The following is a 16,280-nucleotide window of genomic DNA, read 5'->3' as shown; positions in this document are numbered from 1 at the left end:
CATACAAAAAGAGGTCGTCTAAATAATATATAGACGACCTCTTTTATTATTAAGAAATTTTCCTTAATCTCTAAAAACTAATGTTCTATCATTAGACCATTCTACAACGCTAACAATGCTATTGTTTTCGTAGTCTACTTCTTTTAAAGAATTACCTTCCCAGAAGAACCATTTACCAACTTTTTTACCGGCATCATAAGTTGCAGAGGCTAATTTATTGCCTTCAACATCATAACTCGTCCATTCCCCTTGTAATTTACCATCGGCATTAAAAGTACCTTTTTGTGCTACTTCGCCATTATCATGATAATAGGTCGCTATAGTTAAATCACCTTTCTTTTCTAATTTCGGTTGAACAGTTTGAGCGTAAGAAAACCCTACACACAACATCACTAATATCATTACTATCTTTTTCATATCTATTTGGGTTTTAGTTAATATTTACTTTACGAAGATAACATATATTTTACATTTAAACAACACTTACATAACATTGAGTTAACATTAGAATCCTAATTAGCTTATTTTCAACACCTTAACACTTGATACAAAGTTTATATAACAAAATACATTAAAAGAAAGTAAATAGATTAAACTCATTAACCCCTTATACACAAAGGGATTGACTGATATAATTACTTCTAATATTCTTGAAACAAAAACCCTTAAAATAGGATACTATGTAAACTTAACATTTACAACCTTAAATAAATAGCCAATTTAACACGATAGCAAATCGAAATAAAACCATAATTTTTACAGATAGTGAAAACAATTGAAATTTATAAAATCGTGTCTAAAACGTGTTATATGTTGTTTTAAAAGCAATTATGCATATGGCTTAAATCCATTTAAACACAGGTATAAACACTTTTAATAATAACATTTAGATAACATTATCTTGGAAATAAAAAAGGTACTTTGCATTCAATTTTTATGATTCATTTTTAATGGAAAACCTTTATGTCTATATGCTGGCTGCTTTAGCATTTTTAGCCGTAGCAGACTTAGTAGTTGGAGTAAGTAATGATGCCGTAAACTTCTTAAATTCCGCCATAGGATCTAAGGCAGTTTCATTTAAAACAATAATGCTGGTTGCCGGTATAGGCGTTGCCGTTGGTGCAATGACCTCAAGCGGTATGATGGAAGTAGCCCGAAAAGGGATTTTTAACCCCGGTGAATTTATGTTTAATGAAATTATGGTCATCTTTATGGCTGTGATGCTCACTGATATCCTCCTCCTCGATTTCTTTAATACATTGGGCATGCCTACATCAACTACAGTATCTATTGTATTTGAACTTTTAGGAGCATCCGTAGCTGTAGCTTTAATAAAGATTTATGGTGACAGTAGCCAAAACATTGCCGATCTAGCTCTATATATTAATAATAGCCAAGCTATTATGATAATCCTAGGAATTTTGCTATCCGTCGCCATTGCATTTACTGTAGGGGCGATTATTCAATACGTCTCAAGGTTACTTCTAACGTTTAAGTTTCAAGAAAAGCCGTCTTGGTATGGCGCTGTATTTAGTGGTGTGGCAAATACTTCAATTTTATATTTTATCTTAATTAAGGGCGTAAAGAATGCCAGCTTTATGAGCGCCGAATTTGCTAACTTAATATCGGCTAACCCGCTTGCTCTAATTAGTATTAGCTTTATAGTCTTAACACTTGTATCGTATTTAGTAATTCATTTCTTTAAGACTAATATCTATACCATTATCATCGTTATTGGAACATTTGCACTTGCTGTCGCTTTTGCTGGTAACGACTTAGTAAACTTTATAGGTGTACCAATAGCAGCTTACAACTCTTACGAGGCTTGGTCTATAAGCGGTGCTCTACCTACAGAATATGCAATGACAGCATTAGAGCAACCCGTAAGAACTCAGCCTATTTTACTACTTATCGCAGGGCTTATTATGGTATTGACCCTTTGGTTTTCGAGCAAAGCTAAATCGGTTGTAAAAACATCAGTTGATTTATCTAGACAAGATGATATAAAAGAACGCTTTGAGCCTAACTTTTTATCACGAAGTATAGTGAGATATTCCATAGGGCTTTCTGATAGTCTTAATTATGTACTTCCAAAATCTTATAAAAATTGGTCAGACAATCAATTTACAAAACCTAAACTGATAACAAAGGAACATGATATGCCTGCGTTCGATTTAGTGAGAGCAGCTGTAAACTTAATGGTAGCAAGTGTATTAATTTCAATAGCAACTTCTATGAAATTACCACTATCTACAACCTATGTTACCTTTATGGTTGCCATGGGAACCTCTTTAGCCGATAGAGCTTGGGGTAGTGAAAGTGCGGTTTATAGAGTTGCTGGTGTACTGAACGTTATTGGCGGCTGGTTCTTTACGGCATTTATTGCTTTTGTAGCGGCTGCAATTATGGCTTTTATACTATTTCATGGTGAAGGTTATGCTTTAGTAGGCTTATTAGTTTTAGCGATATTATTACTAATACGAAGCTTTATTTCGCATCGTAAAAGTTCTAAAACACAAAAAGAAGAAGATCAATTAGAGAAAGCTGAAAGTAGTTCTACCCAAGGTGTAATTCATGAAAGTGCTTCTAATATAGCAAGTGTAATTAAGCGAGGTAATAAAATTTACTCATCTGCAATTAATGGTTTAGCTGTTCAAGATTTAAAATTATTAAAAAAGAATAAAAAACAAATTACGAAACTATCTGACGAAATAGACGACCTTAGAGATAACGTCTTCTATTTTATAAAGAACCTTGAAGAACCGAGTCTTGAAGCCAGTAATTTCTACATCAATATACTAGGTTATTTACAAGATATGGCACAATCTTTAGAATATATATCTAAAGTTAGCCATAAGCACATTAATAATAATCATAAGAAATTAAAGTTCAGCCAGATTAAAGAACTTAAAGATATCGATATACGAATTGAAGCTTTATTTGAAACCACTAAAAATGCATTTGAATCGCGTTCTTTTGAAAAAATCGGTGCTGTTTTAACAGAAAAAACTGAAGTTTATAGCTTGTTGAAAGAAAAAATCCAAAAACAAGTTGAACGTACACGTACTGAAGAATCGAGTCCAAAAAACACAACACTTTATTTTAGTTTACTACTTGAAACTAAAGATTTATTAAACGCTTTAATGAATCTTCTTGAAGAATATTATAATTCTCATGATAGCACTGTAGAACCTGCTACCATTAATAATGAGGATGAAAACTAGAACTAACCTCTAAAATAAAAAGGCAATAGAGCTTCAAACTGTAATAAGGTTTGAAGCTTTTTATTTTTTTAAACCTAACACAAAAATTAGAGCCCATACAAGCGCAACAAATTCAGACTACTATAAATTAATAATTCATTATAAATGGTAATCTCTGAGATTTTTTTTACTTTTCAACATCCAAAAACGACCTTTTATCGTATATATAACTTTAAAATGATATTAACTAAAATTTGTAATATGAAGAAAATTTCAATCCTACTAGTCACAACAATTTTAATGACCGCTTGTGTTTCAAAAAAGAAATACCTTGCCTTGGAACAAGAAAATGGCGAAATTAAAAGTGAACTCACCAAAACTAAAGTTGAAAAAGAAGAATTAGAAACTAAGTTCGCCATTATTGAAGCGCGTGTTGATCAATATAACACTAAAATACAATCTTTAAATGACGATGTTGAAGGCCTAACTTTAGACAACAAAGCTAAATTTCAAGTCTCTGAAGATGGTACAGTAGCATCAGGAGCAAGCAAAGAAAAAATGCGTGCTACGCTACAAAACGTAGATCCAGAAAAATTAGCTGGAGCAAAAACGCTAAAAGATTCTATGAACATTGCGGTACAATACAACTTAAGCAAAGCAATGGACACTAGCGATTTGGAAGAAGACGAAGAAATTGTTGTAGACATTAACGAAACTGTGGTCATGATTTCTATTGCTGACGATATGTTATTTAACACAGCAAGTTACAGAGTTGGAAGTAAGGCTGATAAAATCTTAAAGAAATTAGCTGATGTTATTAATTCAGAGCCAAGTTTAGATGTTATGGTTGAAGGTCACACAGATTCTAGATCTATTAACACGGCAAAAGTATCAGACAACTGGGAATTAAGTGTATTACGTGCAACTTCAGTGGTTAAGAAATTACAAAACCAATTTAATGTAGCACCAGAGCAATTAATTGCATCGGGTCGTAGTAGCTACCAACCTTTGGTTGAAAATGATTCAAGAGAAAACCGTGCTAAAAACAGAAGAACGCGAATTATTTTAATGCCAAACATTGATAAATTCTTTGCTTTAATGGAAGCAGAATAAGTCCATTAGCCTATTTATGGGTATATATAAAAAAGCATCCTTCCGGAACAATTCGGTATTGGGTGCTTTTTTTTGTTGTATTAATTTGTAATTTGAAGCCAAAATAAAAGTCATGAAATTATTACTTCTCAGCCTCAGCTTAGTATTTACATCGCTAAGTTTTGGTCAGCATATAAGCCCAGAAGCACTATTAGAAAAAACCATTAACTACCACGACCCCGATGGTAAATGGGCAAAGTTTAACCGTACGTTTACCGTTGTAATGACTATGCCAAAAGCACCCAAACGCAGCAGTACAATTACGATAAATTTACCTAAAGAACACTTTAGTGTTACAGCAGTTAAAGACAGCATCACTACAGCTTACACACTAACAAAACAAAAGTGCACCATGGCATATAATGGTGTTGTTTTAGATAGCATCAGCGCAAAAGAAAAGCAAATGAGCTGCGATAGAGCCTCACTCTATAAAAACTATTACTCTTATTTATACGGCTTACCTATGAAGCTTAAAGATGCTGGTACCAATCTTAGTGATAAGGTGGAACAAAAAACCTTTAAAGGCAAAGACTACTTAGTACTGAAAGTAACTTATGACGAAGCTGTAGGCAGCGATGTATGGTACTTTTATTTTAATCCGAAGACTTATGCCATGGAAATCTATCAATTCTTTAAAACAGATAATAATGGCCAGATAAAACCCGACTCTGGTGAGTATATCTTATTATCTGAAGAAATGCTTGTAAACGGTATTAAAATGCCTAAAGTAAGAGCCTGGTATTATAATAAAGCAGATAAATATTTGGGGACGGATACTTTGGTGGAAGAATAAAAAAATTGAAACATGTAAAACATAAAAAAACATCCCATTTCTGAGATGTTTTTTTATTCTTTTACCTTATAAGATTCCTGCTTTCGCAGGAATTTGTTTAATTACCCTTCACAACTAGCACATTCTTTCTTTTGCTTAAACTTCTGTGCTGCATTCATACTGTGTTGGTAGTACAATGATTTTACACCTAATTGCCAAGCGGTCACATAAATCTTGTTAATGTCTTTTACAGGCATATCTGGATGCACCATAATATTTAAAGACTGCGCTTGGTCAATGTGGTTTTGCCTGTTTGCTGCTTGGTAAATAAGCGTCATTTGGTCAATTTCAGAATAGGTTTTAAACACCTCTTTTTCGTGCTCGGTAAGCCCTTCTAAATGTTGTACTGAACCATCGTAATCTCTAATGCTTCTCCAAATCTCATTAGTATTCATGCCTTTTTCTTCTAAAAGCGCTACTAAATAAGGATTCTTAATGGTCGTTTTTATTTTTGCTATATCTTTTACATAACTATTAGACCAAATTGGCTCAATACCTTGTGATACTTGTCCTAAAATAAACGCTGAAGATGTTGTTGGTGCCACAGCATTTAAAGTTGTATTACGTCTTCCGTACCCTTTTAACACCTCTGGCTCACCAAATAACTTAGCTAATTCTTCTGATGCTTTTACCGATTTATCTTTAATTGTTTTAAAGATTTCACTGTTTAAATCAAAAGCCTCTTTACTATCAAAACCTACCATTTTAGATTGTAATAGTGAATGCCATCCTAAAGCTCCTAAACCTAATGCTCTATTTTCTTTTGCGAAGTTATAAGCCTTCTCCATAAACATAAATGTATGTCTATCGTCACGGCTATCAGAATCTCTATAAACTTCTAATTTTGTAATAAATTCTTCTAATACGGCATCTAAGAAATATACCATTGTTTCTACAGCATCGGTATCTTTCCACTTATCGTAATGTAATAAGTTGATAGACGATAATACACAAACAAAAGACCAACGATCGTTAGTAGGTAACATAATTTCTGAACATAAGTTACTAGCGAAAATCTCATGTTTTTGATCTCTATATGCATCTGGTGCATTGTTATTTGCGTTGTCTCTAAAGAAAATATAAGGATAGCCTATCTCTCCTCTACGTTGCAATACCTTTGCCCAAATAGCTCTCTTATCCGAGTCGCCATCAATCATTTCTTGCATCCAATCGTTACCCACAGTGACACCATGTGTAAGCTCTTGAATAGGGTTTCCTTCTGTTCCTATTTCTAAAAACTCATGAATATCTGGGTGATCGATTGGTAAATATGGAGAAAAACGACCTCTTCTCACTGACCCTTGGCTTACCACATCAACCATTTTCTCAAACAATTGCATAATATGAACAGCACCAGAAGATTCACCATTGTTTTTAACTGGCGCACCTCTATGTCTTAATTTACCAAAGTAACCCGAAGTACCACCGCCTAATTTAGACATCATACCAACTTCAGACTGTGTATATAGAATATCTCCCATATCATCAGAAATATGCGACCCAAAACAACTAATTGGCAAACCACGTTTTTTACCGAAGTTTGACCAAACCGGTGATGCTAATGAGTAATACCCTTCAGCCATATAGCCATAGAATTTATCGGCAAAACCTTCGATACCTAATATTTTTTCTGCATTGTTAGCTATTTCTCTAATACGTTCTTCGGGAGTTGTATCTCCTGTAAGGTAACCAGAGGCTAAAAATTGACGACTGTGCTCTGTTAACCATTTTATTTCTGGTTCTGATTTAGCTTCTTTAATAGCTTCTTTTCTAGCTTTAATTAATTCATCGTGGCTAGATGCTTGTGTTGATTCTTGAATAACTTTGTCTTTGATGTCTTGATTCATGTGGTCGTGTATAATTTAGAATAGGTGGTATTAAAATAAGTCGTCTCCGGTGACACTTTTTTGTCTCTTTGCATAGTTTATAGAACGTTTAACGAAGAAATCGCCGTGTTTTGTTCCAATAATTTCGTCATCAAACCAATCGGTTTGCTCTAATAATTTTTCGTCTACATCAAATACTTTTTCGATGCCAATACTTTCTAATGAATTGTTAAATCTATTTTTTATAAATTCATTGATGACGTTTTTAGGTAAAAAATCTAATTCACCGGCTTCAAAAATCCAATCGATAATTTTACTTTCAGATTCAAATGCTTCAGTACATAATTCGCGTACTAAAATGCTGTGTTCTGCATCAAACCATGTTGGGTTTTCGTTTTTGATGATTTTAATAATATCAATACCAAAATCTCCATGAATTTGTTCTTCTTTAGACGTTGCTTCAACCACATTAGACACTCCTTTTAACATGTTCTTATGTTTGTTGAATGCCATAATAATTAAGAACTGAGAGAATAAAGACACATGCTCTATAAATAGAGAGAACAATAAAATTGACTCTGCATATTCTTTATTGTCTTCACTTTTAGCATTTTTTAAAGCGGTTTCTAAATAATGAACACGTCTCATTATTACCGGCTTTTTCTTTAGGTTTTTAAACTCATTATTAAGACCTAATATCTCTAATAAGTGTGAATATGCATCGTGGTGACGTACTTCACTTTCTGCAAATGTTGCTCCAACAGATCCTATTTCTGGTTTTGGCATTTTGTGGTAGATGTCTCCCCAAAATGATTTTACAGCAACCTCAATCTGAGAAATAGCAAGCATGGTATTTTTAATGGCATTTTGCTCTACAATAGTCAGTCTTGTTTTGAAATCTTGAATATCACTAGTAAAGTTAAATTCAGAATGGATCCAATACGAATGTCTAATAGCATCTACATACTCATTAAGCTCTGGATACTCATAAGGTTTTAGGTTAATTCGTTTTTCAAAAATATTTGTTTTTCTACTTCTGGCCTGTTCATCTCGGTATAAGATGTAAGCTTTTGCTACATCGTGAAAAGCACTCTCCATTAATTTCTCCTCAACAAGATCTTGCACCTCCTCTACCGTTGGTAAATAGTTATGATCTTTTCCTTTTCTATCCAATAACGTTTGTAAAACATTTACCGAAATTGTGTTGGCATCTGCCTTTGTACCATTTCCAACAGAAAGCATCGCTTTTTCAATGGCATTAGAAATTTTGTTTAAAACAAACGGACTTGTTTCATAATCCCTTTTAATAATCTGCGTAATCTCCATAATTTTTAATTTAAAGCCCAAAAGTCATTAGAACGATTTTCATCATTCAAAATCTTAATAGTAAATCGGTAAAATTTGTTTTAATTTTTCCCCCAACTAGGAATAAAGAGGCGTGTATTTTTAGATTTTTTTTCTAAATGAAAAATTTAGAAAACCTATTTTTTTGCCCGAGGCAAAGATTGACATTTGTCACTTAAAATGAAAGAGGATTTTATAAACATTGTCAACAAGTTTTTAACAAACTCAATTATGAATAGAAAAACTACAGAATTTCAAAAAACAATATAATCGATTGATTTTGTTAGTCTTATACACACACCTACTTAATTATAAATGTAAGTTTAATCTTATTAAATCATGGGTCACCAAGCGTTTTCATTGAAGGTTACTCAAAAGTAATTTGGTTGAAATAGCGGCATAAAAAAGAGCGTTATAATAACGCTCTTTTTTTCCCTAATAACTAACTTAAATTAATAATAAGCATTTTCAAAAAACTTACTATAAATTAATACTGATAATGAAAAGTCAGAATTTTTGTTCATTCTGATTTTTTGTAATAACTAATAAACGACCAAAAATCAAACCCTCAATTGCTTATTTTTTTGGTCAAATTCATTAGTCAAATATCAAGATAAATTACGTTCCGTTAAATTTTAATGTATCACTGGTAAATAAAAATGTATAAGTGGCTAAAATTAATTTTTGAAGATTATTTTTTAACATGCTACACATAAAATAACGCATTACACACATATTTATATACAAAACTCTCATTATTATATATCTTTATAATTAATAATTTATAACGATGTTAAAAGCCGTAATTGTAGATGATGAGCCAAAAGCCATCCAAAGTTTAGTTTGGGAACTAAGTAACTTCAACCAAGAAATAGAAGTTATGGCATCTTTTAGTAACCCAGACGAAGCTCTAGAATACCTAGACAAGCACACCCCAGATTGCTTATTTTTAGATGTACAAATGCCAACTATTGGTGGCTTTCAATTTTTAGAACAATTAAAAACCATCGATTTTGCAGTAGTCATAACAACTGCCTATGATGAATATGCCATAAAAGCCTTAAAACACGAAGCTATAGATTATTTATTAAAACCTATAGATTCTGATGATATGAGAGATTGTATTTCCAAAATTAAAAAGCACAACGACCGAACCGTTAATTCTGAAAAACTAGAACGGATGCTAACCAATTTTAACTCTCAGTTTGACAAAAAAAAGATCACCCTTAACACCGACGGAAAATTACTTTTTTTAGATGTAGATGACATTGTATACATCGAATCAGATGGAAATTATAGTACGCTATATTTACAGAACAAGAAAAAAATTGTACTCACTAAAAAACTAAAAGAGGTCAACGCCATATTGCCCGAACATTATTTCTTTAGAATTCATAATTCATACATTATAAATCTTAATAAAATTAAAGCCTTTATAAAAAACGAAGGCTATGTAGTTATGGACAGTGGCCAAAAAATCCCTGTGGCAAGACAACGAAAATCAGACTTTTTAGAAAAATTATAGTTAATGAAATATCTTCTAAAGCATAAACCACTTGCTGCTTTTATTTTTATTCTATGCTTTGCTTTTAGTGCTTTTGCCCAAGAGTCTAAATTTGATAATGCCCTAAAATTTATTACAAAAACCCAACCACACCAACATCTTAAAATTGATTCTGTTTTTAAAGCGTTTAAACATGACAGTTTAAAAATGAAACGTTTAAAAAACGCCTCTAAAGACCGCTACTATTTTGAAGGTGTTAGTTATGCGCTAAATGCCTTAGGCGAAATACAAAGAAACATCTCTAATTATGATGCGTCAATTAAACTACACCAAGAAGCTAACACTTACGCAAAAAAAGGAGAAAACGTGGAGCTTAACATTATTAGTCTTAATATGCTGGGTGTGGCTTACAGACGTATGGATATTGTAAAACCAGCACTAGATTACCATACCAAAGCTCTAAAAATTGCTTACACTGTTACCAATCCTTCAAAAACAGTAAAACACAGTATTGCGGTTTCCCAAAACAGTATAGGTAATATTTACTTAGCTTTAAAACAGTACGACTTAGCCATTTCACAATTTAGCAAATCACTTAAATTAGAAGAAGAGCTGAATAACGAATTGGGCTTAGCTATAAATTATCATAATATAGCTTATGCACAAGAAGCCAATGGAGATTTGGATATCGCTTTATCAAACTATCAATTATCTCTAAAGTATAACAACAGCATTGATTCTGAAATTGGTAGAGTGATTTGCTATAACAGTATTGGAGGCATCTATCTTAAACAAAAAAACTATAAAGAAGCAGCGCCTATCATTAAAGTGGCTTTAGAAAAAGCTTTAGAACTAGAGGATCAATTTTATATTACCTCATCATATATTAATCTAGGACAGTTAGAGCTCGAAATGGAGCAATGCGCTATAGCCGAAGAGCATTTAGAAAAAGCATACCAAATTGCCAAGTCGTATAATCTAAAATCAGCAGTGGCAGAATCGAGTAAATTACTATCTGAACTCAGCCAAAACAACAACAAATTTGAAGAAGCTCTAGCCTACTACAAAGAAGCCGTAGAAATAGAAAACACCATTTTAACGGAGCAAAATCTGCAATACGTAAATGATATTGCTATTCAATACGAAAATGAAAACAAGAACAATCAAATCAGAGCTTTAGCCATAGAAAATGAGGCTGTTCGCTTACGTTTAGAACGCAATAAAAATATTTTACTCTACACCACTTTACTACTGCTTATTTTAGGAACGGCATTATTTCTTATTAATAGAACAAAAGCTTTAAAGCGAGACAAACATATTCTAACCTTAGAACAAGATATGTTACGAAGCCAGATGAATCCGCATTTTATTTTCAATTCATTAAACTCCATTAAACTCTACATTATTAATAATGATAAAACGAATGCGGTCTATTATCTCAATAAATTTTCAAAATTGATTCGTAAAATTTTAATGGCTTCACAAGAAAAAGAGACATCACTTAATGAGGAGCTAGAAACCATGAAGCTTTATATGAATATCGAAAACATTCGATTTTCTAATGAAATAGAGTTTATTGTTACCGTAGATCCTTCCATAAACACCGAAGTCACTAAAATACCATCCATGGTGCTTCAACCTTTTTTAGAAAATTCGCTATGGCATGGTTTATCTTCAAAACCCGATAATAAAAAAATATACTTAAACGTCAGTAAACATTCACCCAGCTATATAACCGTTGAAATCATAGACAATGGTATTGGCAGAATTGCTTCACGAAAAATTAACGAAAGAAAAAGACTTAATCGAAACTCGGTAGGTATAAAAATTACCAAAGCGCGTTTGGCTAACTTTTCAGAATCATTTCCTAATTCGTACACCTTAGATATTGAAGATTTATATGATGGAGAAACCCCCAGCGGAACTAAGGTTACCTTACAAATACCAACAAACAAAACTAATATACAATAACGGTTTTAACCACCAAAAGCACCTAGCATAGAACGATATTCACCAGTATCAATAGAGAAATCAGTGGGCTCTAAACCTGTACATAACATAGTCATATTATTTTTGGATTTCTTTTTATCTTCATAAATCATTTCCATCATTAAACCATTCTCTGCATATTTTTTCATTAAATCAGCATCAAAACCTTTGGGAAGGTTTTTAGCATTACTACTTCCAAATACCTGATTAAAACTTACATCAACATCACCTGTAATATAAAAGGTGATTATATGCTTATCGTTTTCACTTACAAATCCTTCACACTCATAACCGTTGATTGTTTTAGAGGCTATTTGCTTAACATCGTAACTAGACATATCCTCCTCATCAGCGTTAAAATCTGAAGTTTTTATGGCTGTTTTTTGCACCATTTTCTTACCCATCATCTCCATAAACATAGCAACAACTTCTAGCTCACCGTCTATAACCGAAAACATTTTAGTATCCTTAGAACTTTTCGACATTTCAGCAGTGTCAAACCCAAAGTATTTTGCGTCTTTTTTAAGGTAATAATCCATAGTCATATCACCTTTTTTATGCGTCATTTTTAATTTGTAGATATAATCAAAATTGTAAGTTTCGGGAAGTTCTATTTTATTAGCTTTTCCGAATTGTGCGAATGTGGTTTGTAGCATCAAACAACAAACCAGTGTTATAATGCTTTTTGTGACGCTTAACGTTTTCATATGAAAGAATTTTAGATTTACAATTCTTTCAATATAAAACTTTAAACCAAAGTATATACCTGATAATGTGTAAGTAGAGGTTAATAATGTATAAACGGAAAGTAGATATGTAATTTAAAACCTTAACCTATAAGTATTAAAAAAGTATATCGTAATTAAAATAAATGCTTAGCTATTCATTTTTTCAGCCACCTTCTCCAACTCAGCATACCAATCTTCACCAAACTTTCTAATAAGGCCTTCTTTTACAAATTTATAAACGGGTACTTGTAATTCTTTACCTAGAGAACAGGCATCATCGCAAATTTCCCATTTATCGTAATTCACACCCGAAAATTCCGTGTAATCTTTCACTCTAATAGGATATAAGTGACAAGACACCGGTTTTTTCCAATCAATTTCACCCTGATTATAAGCTTCTTCTATACCACAAAGTGCCGTTTTTTTATCATCAAAAATAACATAAGCACAATCGGCGCCATCAATTAATGGTGTTTCTAAATCGTCGAAGTCTGTTGTAATTGAAGTCCCCTGGCGCTCTATAGCTGCAATACCTTCTTTTCTAAGGTAAGGTTTAACTTTAGGGTAAATATCTTCTAGAATCTTAACTTCTGCTTTATCTAAAGGCGCGCCAGCATCCCCATCAATGCAACAAGCACCTTTACATGCTGAAAGGTTACAAATAAAATCCTTTTCTATAATGTCTTCTGAGACTATGGTTTTTCCGAGTTGAAACATAGTGCAAAAATAGGAGTTTCAATTTGAAGTGCAACTAAAATAACAAGTACTTAAAGTTAAAAATACAACCTACAAAACATTAGCCTAACCTGCGTTAAAAAAACTTAACATTAATTTAGTATTGTATATCTATAATATTATCGCACCTTTGCAAAAAATTTGAAAACCATGACAAAAATTTAGCTAATAAGTTTTTAAAAACCAATTACTTATAGTTAAAAAAAACCATTTATTAAAGATTTAAAATTACACTAAAATGCAACTCGAATTCAAACAAATATTTACAGCCTTTATGGTCCTTTTTGCCGTTATTGATATTATTGGAAATATTCCTATTATCATAGACTTACGTAAAAAAGTAGGCCATATACAAAGTGGAAAAGCATCAATCATAGCAGGTATTATTATGATTGTGTTCCTGTTTGTCGGAAAAAGTTTATTAAACCTTATCGGTGTAGATGTCAATTCGTTTGCTGTTGCTGGTGCTTTTGTTATCTTTTTTATCGCCTTAGAAATGGTATTAGGCATCACACTTTATAAAGATGAAGAACACAATGCCATGACCGCTTCTGTGTTTCCATTAGCATTTCCGTTAATGGCAGGACCAGGAACTCTAACAACTTTATTATCTTTACGTGCAGAATTTGATATTGAAAACATAATCGTTGCAGTTATTAGTAACGTTATTGTTATTTTTATTGTTCTAAAGACCTCAGCAAAAATTGAACGTATTATAGGTGCTAACGGCATTATGATTGTAAGAAAAGTTTTTGGTGTAATTTTGTTAGCCATTGCTGTAAAACTATTTGCCCATAATATTAAAGAGTTATTGGCATAATACATATTTAAACATGAAGATATTAACGCTTATACTCTCTGTAATTGCAATAGCACTAGTTATATTTAATGCGACTAAACTGAATTTTAATGCGCTTTTTGAAGGCGAAAGTCAAGCGGCATTAATTACTATAATAACTGCATTATGCGCTTTTATTCTATTGCAAATTCTTAGAATTTCTAAGAAGATTGAAAAGCTTTCTAAAAAAAATAGAGCCTAATCTAGCTAACTCAAAATAGTGGTAATTAGGCTCATTACGCTTAAAATAGCTTTACTTAATTTAAACTGTAAGTCACTTCAAAAGTCCCCTCAGTAAAAGTATAAGTTGTACCTCCTGTGAGTATTGGATCTCCAACAAAGTTAAAAGTACCAGATACTTTTTGAGTCTCTGTATTATGAGCTGTAATTGTAATGCTACCGCTACTCGATAGAGCACTATCACCATTACTAGCGTCGTAGCTAGCCACAAACTGTGTGTCTGCAACGGCAAACGTATCTCCCGCTTCTGCACTGATAGGAAAATTAATAACCACATTATCACCATTAGACTCGCTACCACTTATTGTAATAGTAGAGCCTATTACTGTAATTAATCCGTTAACAAACTGTGGATTATAATCTGTTCCATTGATTTTCACAGAAAACAAATTATTATTAGAAGGTTCCGAAGGAGAATCGTCATCTCCACTGCATGATGTTGCTAAGAACGCAAATGCCATAAATAAAATTGTTTGTAATACTTTCATTTTTAAAATAGGTTTTAAATTAATAGTTCTTCCATTTATGACATGTAATTAAAAAGGTAAACATCATAAAGCACAATTATTTAAAAATATTTTCTTTACAATTGTTTTTTCTAACTTTGAGTTTACTTTTTAGTCTCTAACGCATTAATGAATAAAGAACCTACACTAGAAGATCTTTTAAAGGATAAGGATAATGCCTTTGAACTTCTTTATAAAAACTATAAAGGTGATTTTATAGCTTTTGGTAGAAAGTTCTCATTAAAGGACAATGAAATCGTAGATATTTACCAAGACAGTTTTTTAAGTCTTTATGAAAATTTATTGAATGGAAAAATAACAGCATTTACAAGTAGTATAAAAACCTACTTATTTAGTATTGGCAAGTTTAAAATTTATGAGCACCTCAGAGCACATTCTAAATTAAATATTATTGATGCCCCCATTAATGAGGAGATTACTCTTGAGGATTTAACTTTAGAAAATGAAGTATTATCTGAGCGAGAACAGCTCGTAAAAGCAAATTTTAAAAAACTAGGCAAACAATGCCAGCGCATTTTAGAACTTTTTTATCTTAAAGGAAATACCTTAAAAGACATTAAAGAAATTGAGAACTATGACAAAACAGATGTTGTAAAAAGCCTAAAATCGAGATGTTTAAAAAAACTAAAACATCTCGTAAATGCATAGTATGAAAAACGAAGAATTAATAGCACTTTATTTTGATGGTAAACTCAATGCCAATCAAAAAACCTTGTTTGATAAATTAATGTCAACAGATGCTGAATTCAGAGCACAGATTGAATTTGAAAAACAAACAAAAACAGCTATTATTTCAATAAAAAAAGATGATCTAAAACGAAAGCTTCAACAACTAGAAGCTCCCAAAAAACGTTTTAATTATTATGCAATAGTCATTGCAGCCTCATTAATTATTGCCCTAGGCATCTTTAGCCTACTTCAACCAACAGAGCGTTTTTCAAATGAGCAATTATTTGCGGAATATTTTCAACCTTATGCTAATGTTATAGTACCAGCCTCTCGTGGTGATGAACACACCAACACCAAAACAGAAGCTTTTGCTTATTACGATGCACATAATTATAAAGTAGCATCAGAGAAGTTTCATACCTTATTTAATACAACGAACACCTCTTATTATCTATTTTATGAGGCCATCTGCGAACTACAATTGGGTAATACGCAAATAGCTATTAATTTATTTGAACAACATAAAGGCTTCGAGGATAAATTAGCAACTCATCGCAATTGGTATTTGGCTTTAGCGTATTTAAAAAGCGACAATATCAAAGACGCTAAAGTTTTACTACAGACTATTACAGCCAAAAAGTCCTATAAATACAAGGCTGCAGATGCCATTCTTAAAAAAATTAAATAAATAGG

At 32.2% G+C, this 16,280-nt stretch carries 15 protein-coding genes; 9 read left to right on the top strand and 6 right to left on the bottom strand.

What is annotated here, in order from left to right; all coding sequences use genetic code 11:
* Positions 1 to 63: 63 nt before the first annotated feature.
* A complete protein-coding gene (locus HM982_RS00475) occupies positions 64 to 417 on the bottom strand; it encodes a toxin-antitoxin system YwqK family antitoxin (RefSeq protein WP_179351167.1) in 354 nt (117 codons plus the stop codon).
* Positions 418 to 950: 533 nt separating this feature from the next.
* On the opposite strand from HM982_RS00475, the gene HM982_RS00470 reads away from it, so the two are divergent.
* From HM982_RS00470 to HM982_RS00460, 3 genes are all read left to right on the top strand, one after another.
* Entirely contained in the window at positions 951 to 3,224 is a 2,274-nt protein-coding gene (locus HM982_RS00470) for an inorganic phosphate transporter (RefSeq protein WP_179351166.1), read from the top strand.
* 240 nt (positions 3,225 to 3,464) lie between these two features.
* Positions 3,465 to 4,316 (top strand): OmpA/MotB family protein, encoded by an 852-nt coding sequence (locus tag HM982_RS00465; protein ID WP_179351165.1) that lies wholly within the window; start codon positions 3,465 to 3,467, stop codon positions 4,314 to 4,316.
* Positions 4,317 to 4,428: 112 nt separating this feature from the next.
* Positions 4,429 to 5,148 carry a DUF6503 family protein gene (locus HM982_RS00460; protein ID WP_179351164.1) on the top strand — a complete coding sequence of 240 codons (720 nt, stop codon included), beginning with the start codon at positions 4,429 to 4,431 and terminating at the stop codon, positions 5,146 to 5,148.
* 101 nt (positions 5,149 to 5,249) lie between these two features.
* On the opposite strand, the gene HM982_RS00455 is transcribed toward HM982_RS00460, so the two are convergent.
* Positions 5,250 to 7,034: a ribonucleoside-diphosphate reductase subunit alpha gene (locus tag HM982_RS00455; protein WP_179351163.1), complete on the bottom strand. Its 1,785-nt coding sequence runs from the start codon at positions 7,032 to 7,034 to the stop codon at positions 5,250 to 5,252.
* Positions 7,035 to 7,064: 30 nt separating this feature from the next.
* Positions 7,065 to 8,339, bottom strand: a complete 1,275-nt coding sequence (locus HM982_RS00450; RefSeq protein WP_179351162.1) for a ribonucleotide-diphosphate reductase subunit beta — start codon at positions 8,337 to 8,339, stop codon at positions 7,065 to 7,067.
* A gap of 808 nt (positions 8,340 to 9,147) precedes the next feature.
* On the opposite strand from HM982_RS00450, the gene HM982_RS00445 reads away from it, so the two are divergent.
* Positions 9,148 to 9,882: a LytR/AlgR family response regulator transcription factor gene (locus tag HM982_RS00445; RefSeq protein ID WP_179351161.1), complete on the top strand. Its 735-nt coding sequence runs from the start codon at positions 9,148 to 9,150 to the stop codon at positions 9,880 to 9,882.
* 3 nt (positions 9,883 to 9,885) lie between these two features.
* Complete coding sequence (locus HM982_RS00440) at positions 9,886 to 11,832, top strand: tetratricopeptide repeat-containing sensor histidine kinase (RefSeq protein ID WP_179351160.1); 1,947 nt, start codon at positions 9,886 to 9,888, stop codon at positions 11,830 to 11,832.
* Positions 11,833 to 11,837: 5 nt separating this feature from the next.
* Here the strand turns inward: HM982_RS00440 and HM982_RS00435 are convergent, their stop codons facing one another.
* Both HM982_RS00435 and HM982_RS00430 read right to left on the bottom strand, forming a co-directional pair.
* Positions 11,838 to 12,557, bottom strand: a complete 720-nt coding sequence (locus HM982_RS00435; protein ID WP_179351159.1) for a DUF4412 domain-containing protein — start codon at positions 12,555 to 12,557, stop codon at positions 11,838 to 11,840.
* A 168-nt stretch (positions 12,558 to 12,725) separates the two neighbouring features.
* Entirely contained in the window at positions 12,726 to 13,295 is a 570-nt protein-coding gene (locus tag HM982_RS00430; RefSeq protein ID WP_179351158.1) for a DUF3109 family protein, read from the bottom strand.
* Between the two features lie 256 nt (positions 13,296 to 13,551).
* On the opposite strand from HM982_RS00430, the gene HM982_RS00425 reads away from it, so the two are divergent.
* The gene (locus HM982_RS00425) at positions 13,552 to 14,133 is read left to right on the top strand and encodes a MarC family protein (protein ID WP_179351157.1); all 582 of its coding nucleotides are present in this window, start codon (positions 13,552 to 13,554) and stop codon (positions 14,131 to 14,133) included.
* A gap of 13 nt (positions 14,134 to 14,146) precedes the next feature.
* Positions 14,147 to 14,353 (top strand): hypothetical protein, encoded by a 207-nt coding sequence (locus tag HM982_RS00420; RefSeq protein ID WP_179351156.1) that lies wholly within the window; start codon positions 14,147 to 14,149, stop codon positions 14,351 to 14,353.
* Positions 14,354 to 14,408: 55 nt separating this feature from the next.
* On the opposite strand, the gene HM982_RS00415 is transcribed toward HM982_RS00420, so the two are convergent.
* The gene (locus HM982_RS00415; RefSeq protein WP_179351155.1) at positions 14,409 to 14,879 is read right to left on the bottom strand and encodes a DUF6252 family protein; all 471 of its coding nucleotides are present in this window, start codon (positions 14,877 to 14,879) and stop codon (positions 14,409 to 14,411) included.
* Between the two features lie 147 nt (positions 14,880 to 15,026).
* Here HM982_RS00415 and HM982_RS00410 point away from each other — a divergent pair, with 147 nt between their 5' ends.
* Complete coding sequence (locus HM982_RS00410; RefSeq protein ID WP_179351154.1) at positions 15,027 to 15,566, top strand: RNA polymerase sigma factor; 540 nt, start codon at positions 15,027 to 15,029, stop codon at positions 15,564 to 15,566.
* Between the two features lies 1 nt (position 15,567).
* Entirely contained in the window at positions 15,568 to 16,275 is a 708-nt protein-coding gene (locus HM982_RS00405) for a hypothetical protein (RefSeq protein ID WP_179351153.1), read from the top strand.
* Positions 16,276 to 16,280 lie beyond the last annotated feature (5 nt).

Origin of the sequence: Winogradskyella vidalii, from assembly GCF_013403955.1 — a bacterium.
GTDB lineage: Bacteria > Bacteroidota > Bacteroidia > Flavobacteriales > Flavobacteriaceae > Winogradskyella > Winogradskyella vidalii.
This window is presented reverse-complemented; position numbering and strand designations above follow the sequence as displayed.

Bases quoted from the DNA above. Each gene is read 5' to 3' on its own strand.
- HM982_RS00435 (WP_179351159.1), bottom strand. From the start codon at position 12,557: ATGAAAACGTTAAGCGTCACAAAAAGCATTATAACACTGGTTTGTTGT.
- HM982_RS00450 (WP_179351162.1), bottom strand. From the start codon at position 8,339: ATGGAGATTACGCAGATTATTAAAAGGGATTATGAAACAAGTCCGTTT.
- HM982_RS00475 (WP_179351167.1), bottom strand. From the start codon at position 417: ATGAAAAAGATAGTAATGATATTAGTGATGTTGTGTGTAGGGTTTTCT.
- HM982_RS00465 (WP_179351165.1), top strand. From the start codon at position 3,465: ATGAAGAAAATTTCAATCCTACTAGTCACAACAATTTTAATGACCGCT.
- HM982_RS00425 (WP_179351157.1), top strand. From the start codon at position 13,552: ATGCAACTCGAATTCAAACAAATATTTACAGCCTTTATGGTCCTTTTT.
- HM982_RS00430 (WP_179351158.1), bottom strand. From the start codon at position 13,295: ATGTTTCAACTCGGAAAAACCATAGTCTCAGAAGACATTATAGAAAAG.
- HM982_RS00405 (WP_179351153.1), top strand. From the start codon at position 15,568: ATGAAAAACGAAGAATTAATAGCACTTTATTTTGATGGTAAACTCAAT.
- HM982_RS00410 (WP_179351154.1), top strand. From the start codon at position 15,027: ATGAATAAAGAACCTACACTAGAAGATCTTTTAAAGGATAAGGATAAT.
- HM982_RS00445 (WP_179351161.1), top strand. From the start codon at position 9,148: ATGTTAAAAGCCGTAATTGTAGATGATGAGCCAAAAGCCATCCAAAGT.
- HM982_RS00455 (WP_179351163.1), bottom strand. From the start codon at position 7,034: ATGAATCAAGACATCAAAGACAAAGTTATTCAAGAATCAACACAAGCA.
- HM982_RS00415 (WP_179351155.1), bottom strand. From the start codon at position 14,879: ATGAAAGTATTACAAACAATTTTATTTATGGCATTTGCGTTCTTAGCA.
- HM982_RS00460 (WP_179351164.1), top strand. From the start codon at position 4,429: ATGAAATTATTACTTCTCAGCCTCAGCTTAGTATTTACATCGCTAAGT.
- HM982_RS00470 (WP_179351166.1), top strand. From the start codon at position 951: ATGGAAAACCTTTATGTCTATATGCTGGCTGCTTTAGCATTTTTAGCC.
- HM982_RS00420 (WP_179351156.1), top strand. From the start codon at position 14,147: ATGAAGATATTAACGCTTATACTCTCTGTAATTGCAATAGCACTAGTT.
- HM982_RS00440 (WP_179351160.1), top strand. From the start codon at position 9,886: ATGAAATATCTTCTAAAGCATAAACCACTTGCTGCTTTTATTTTTATT.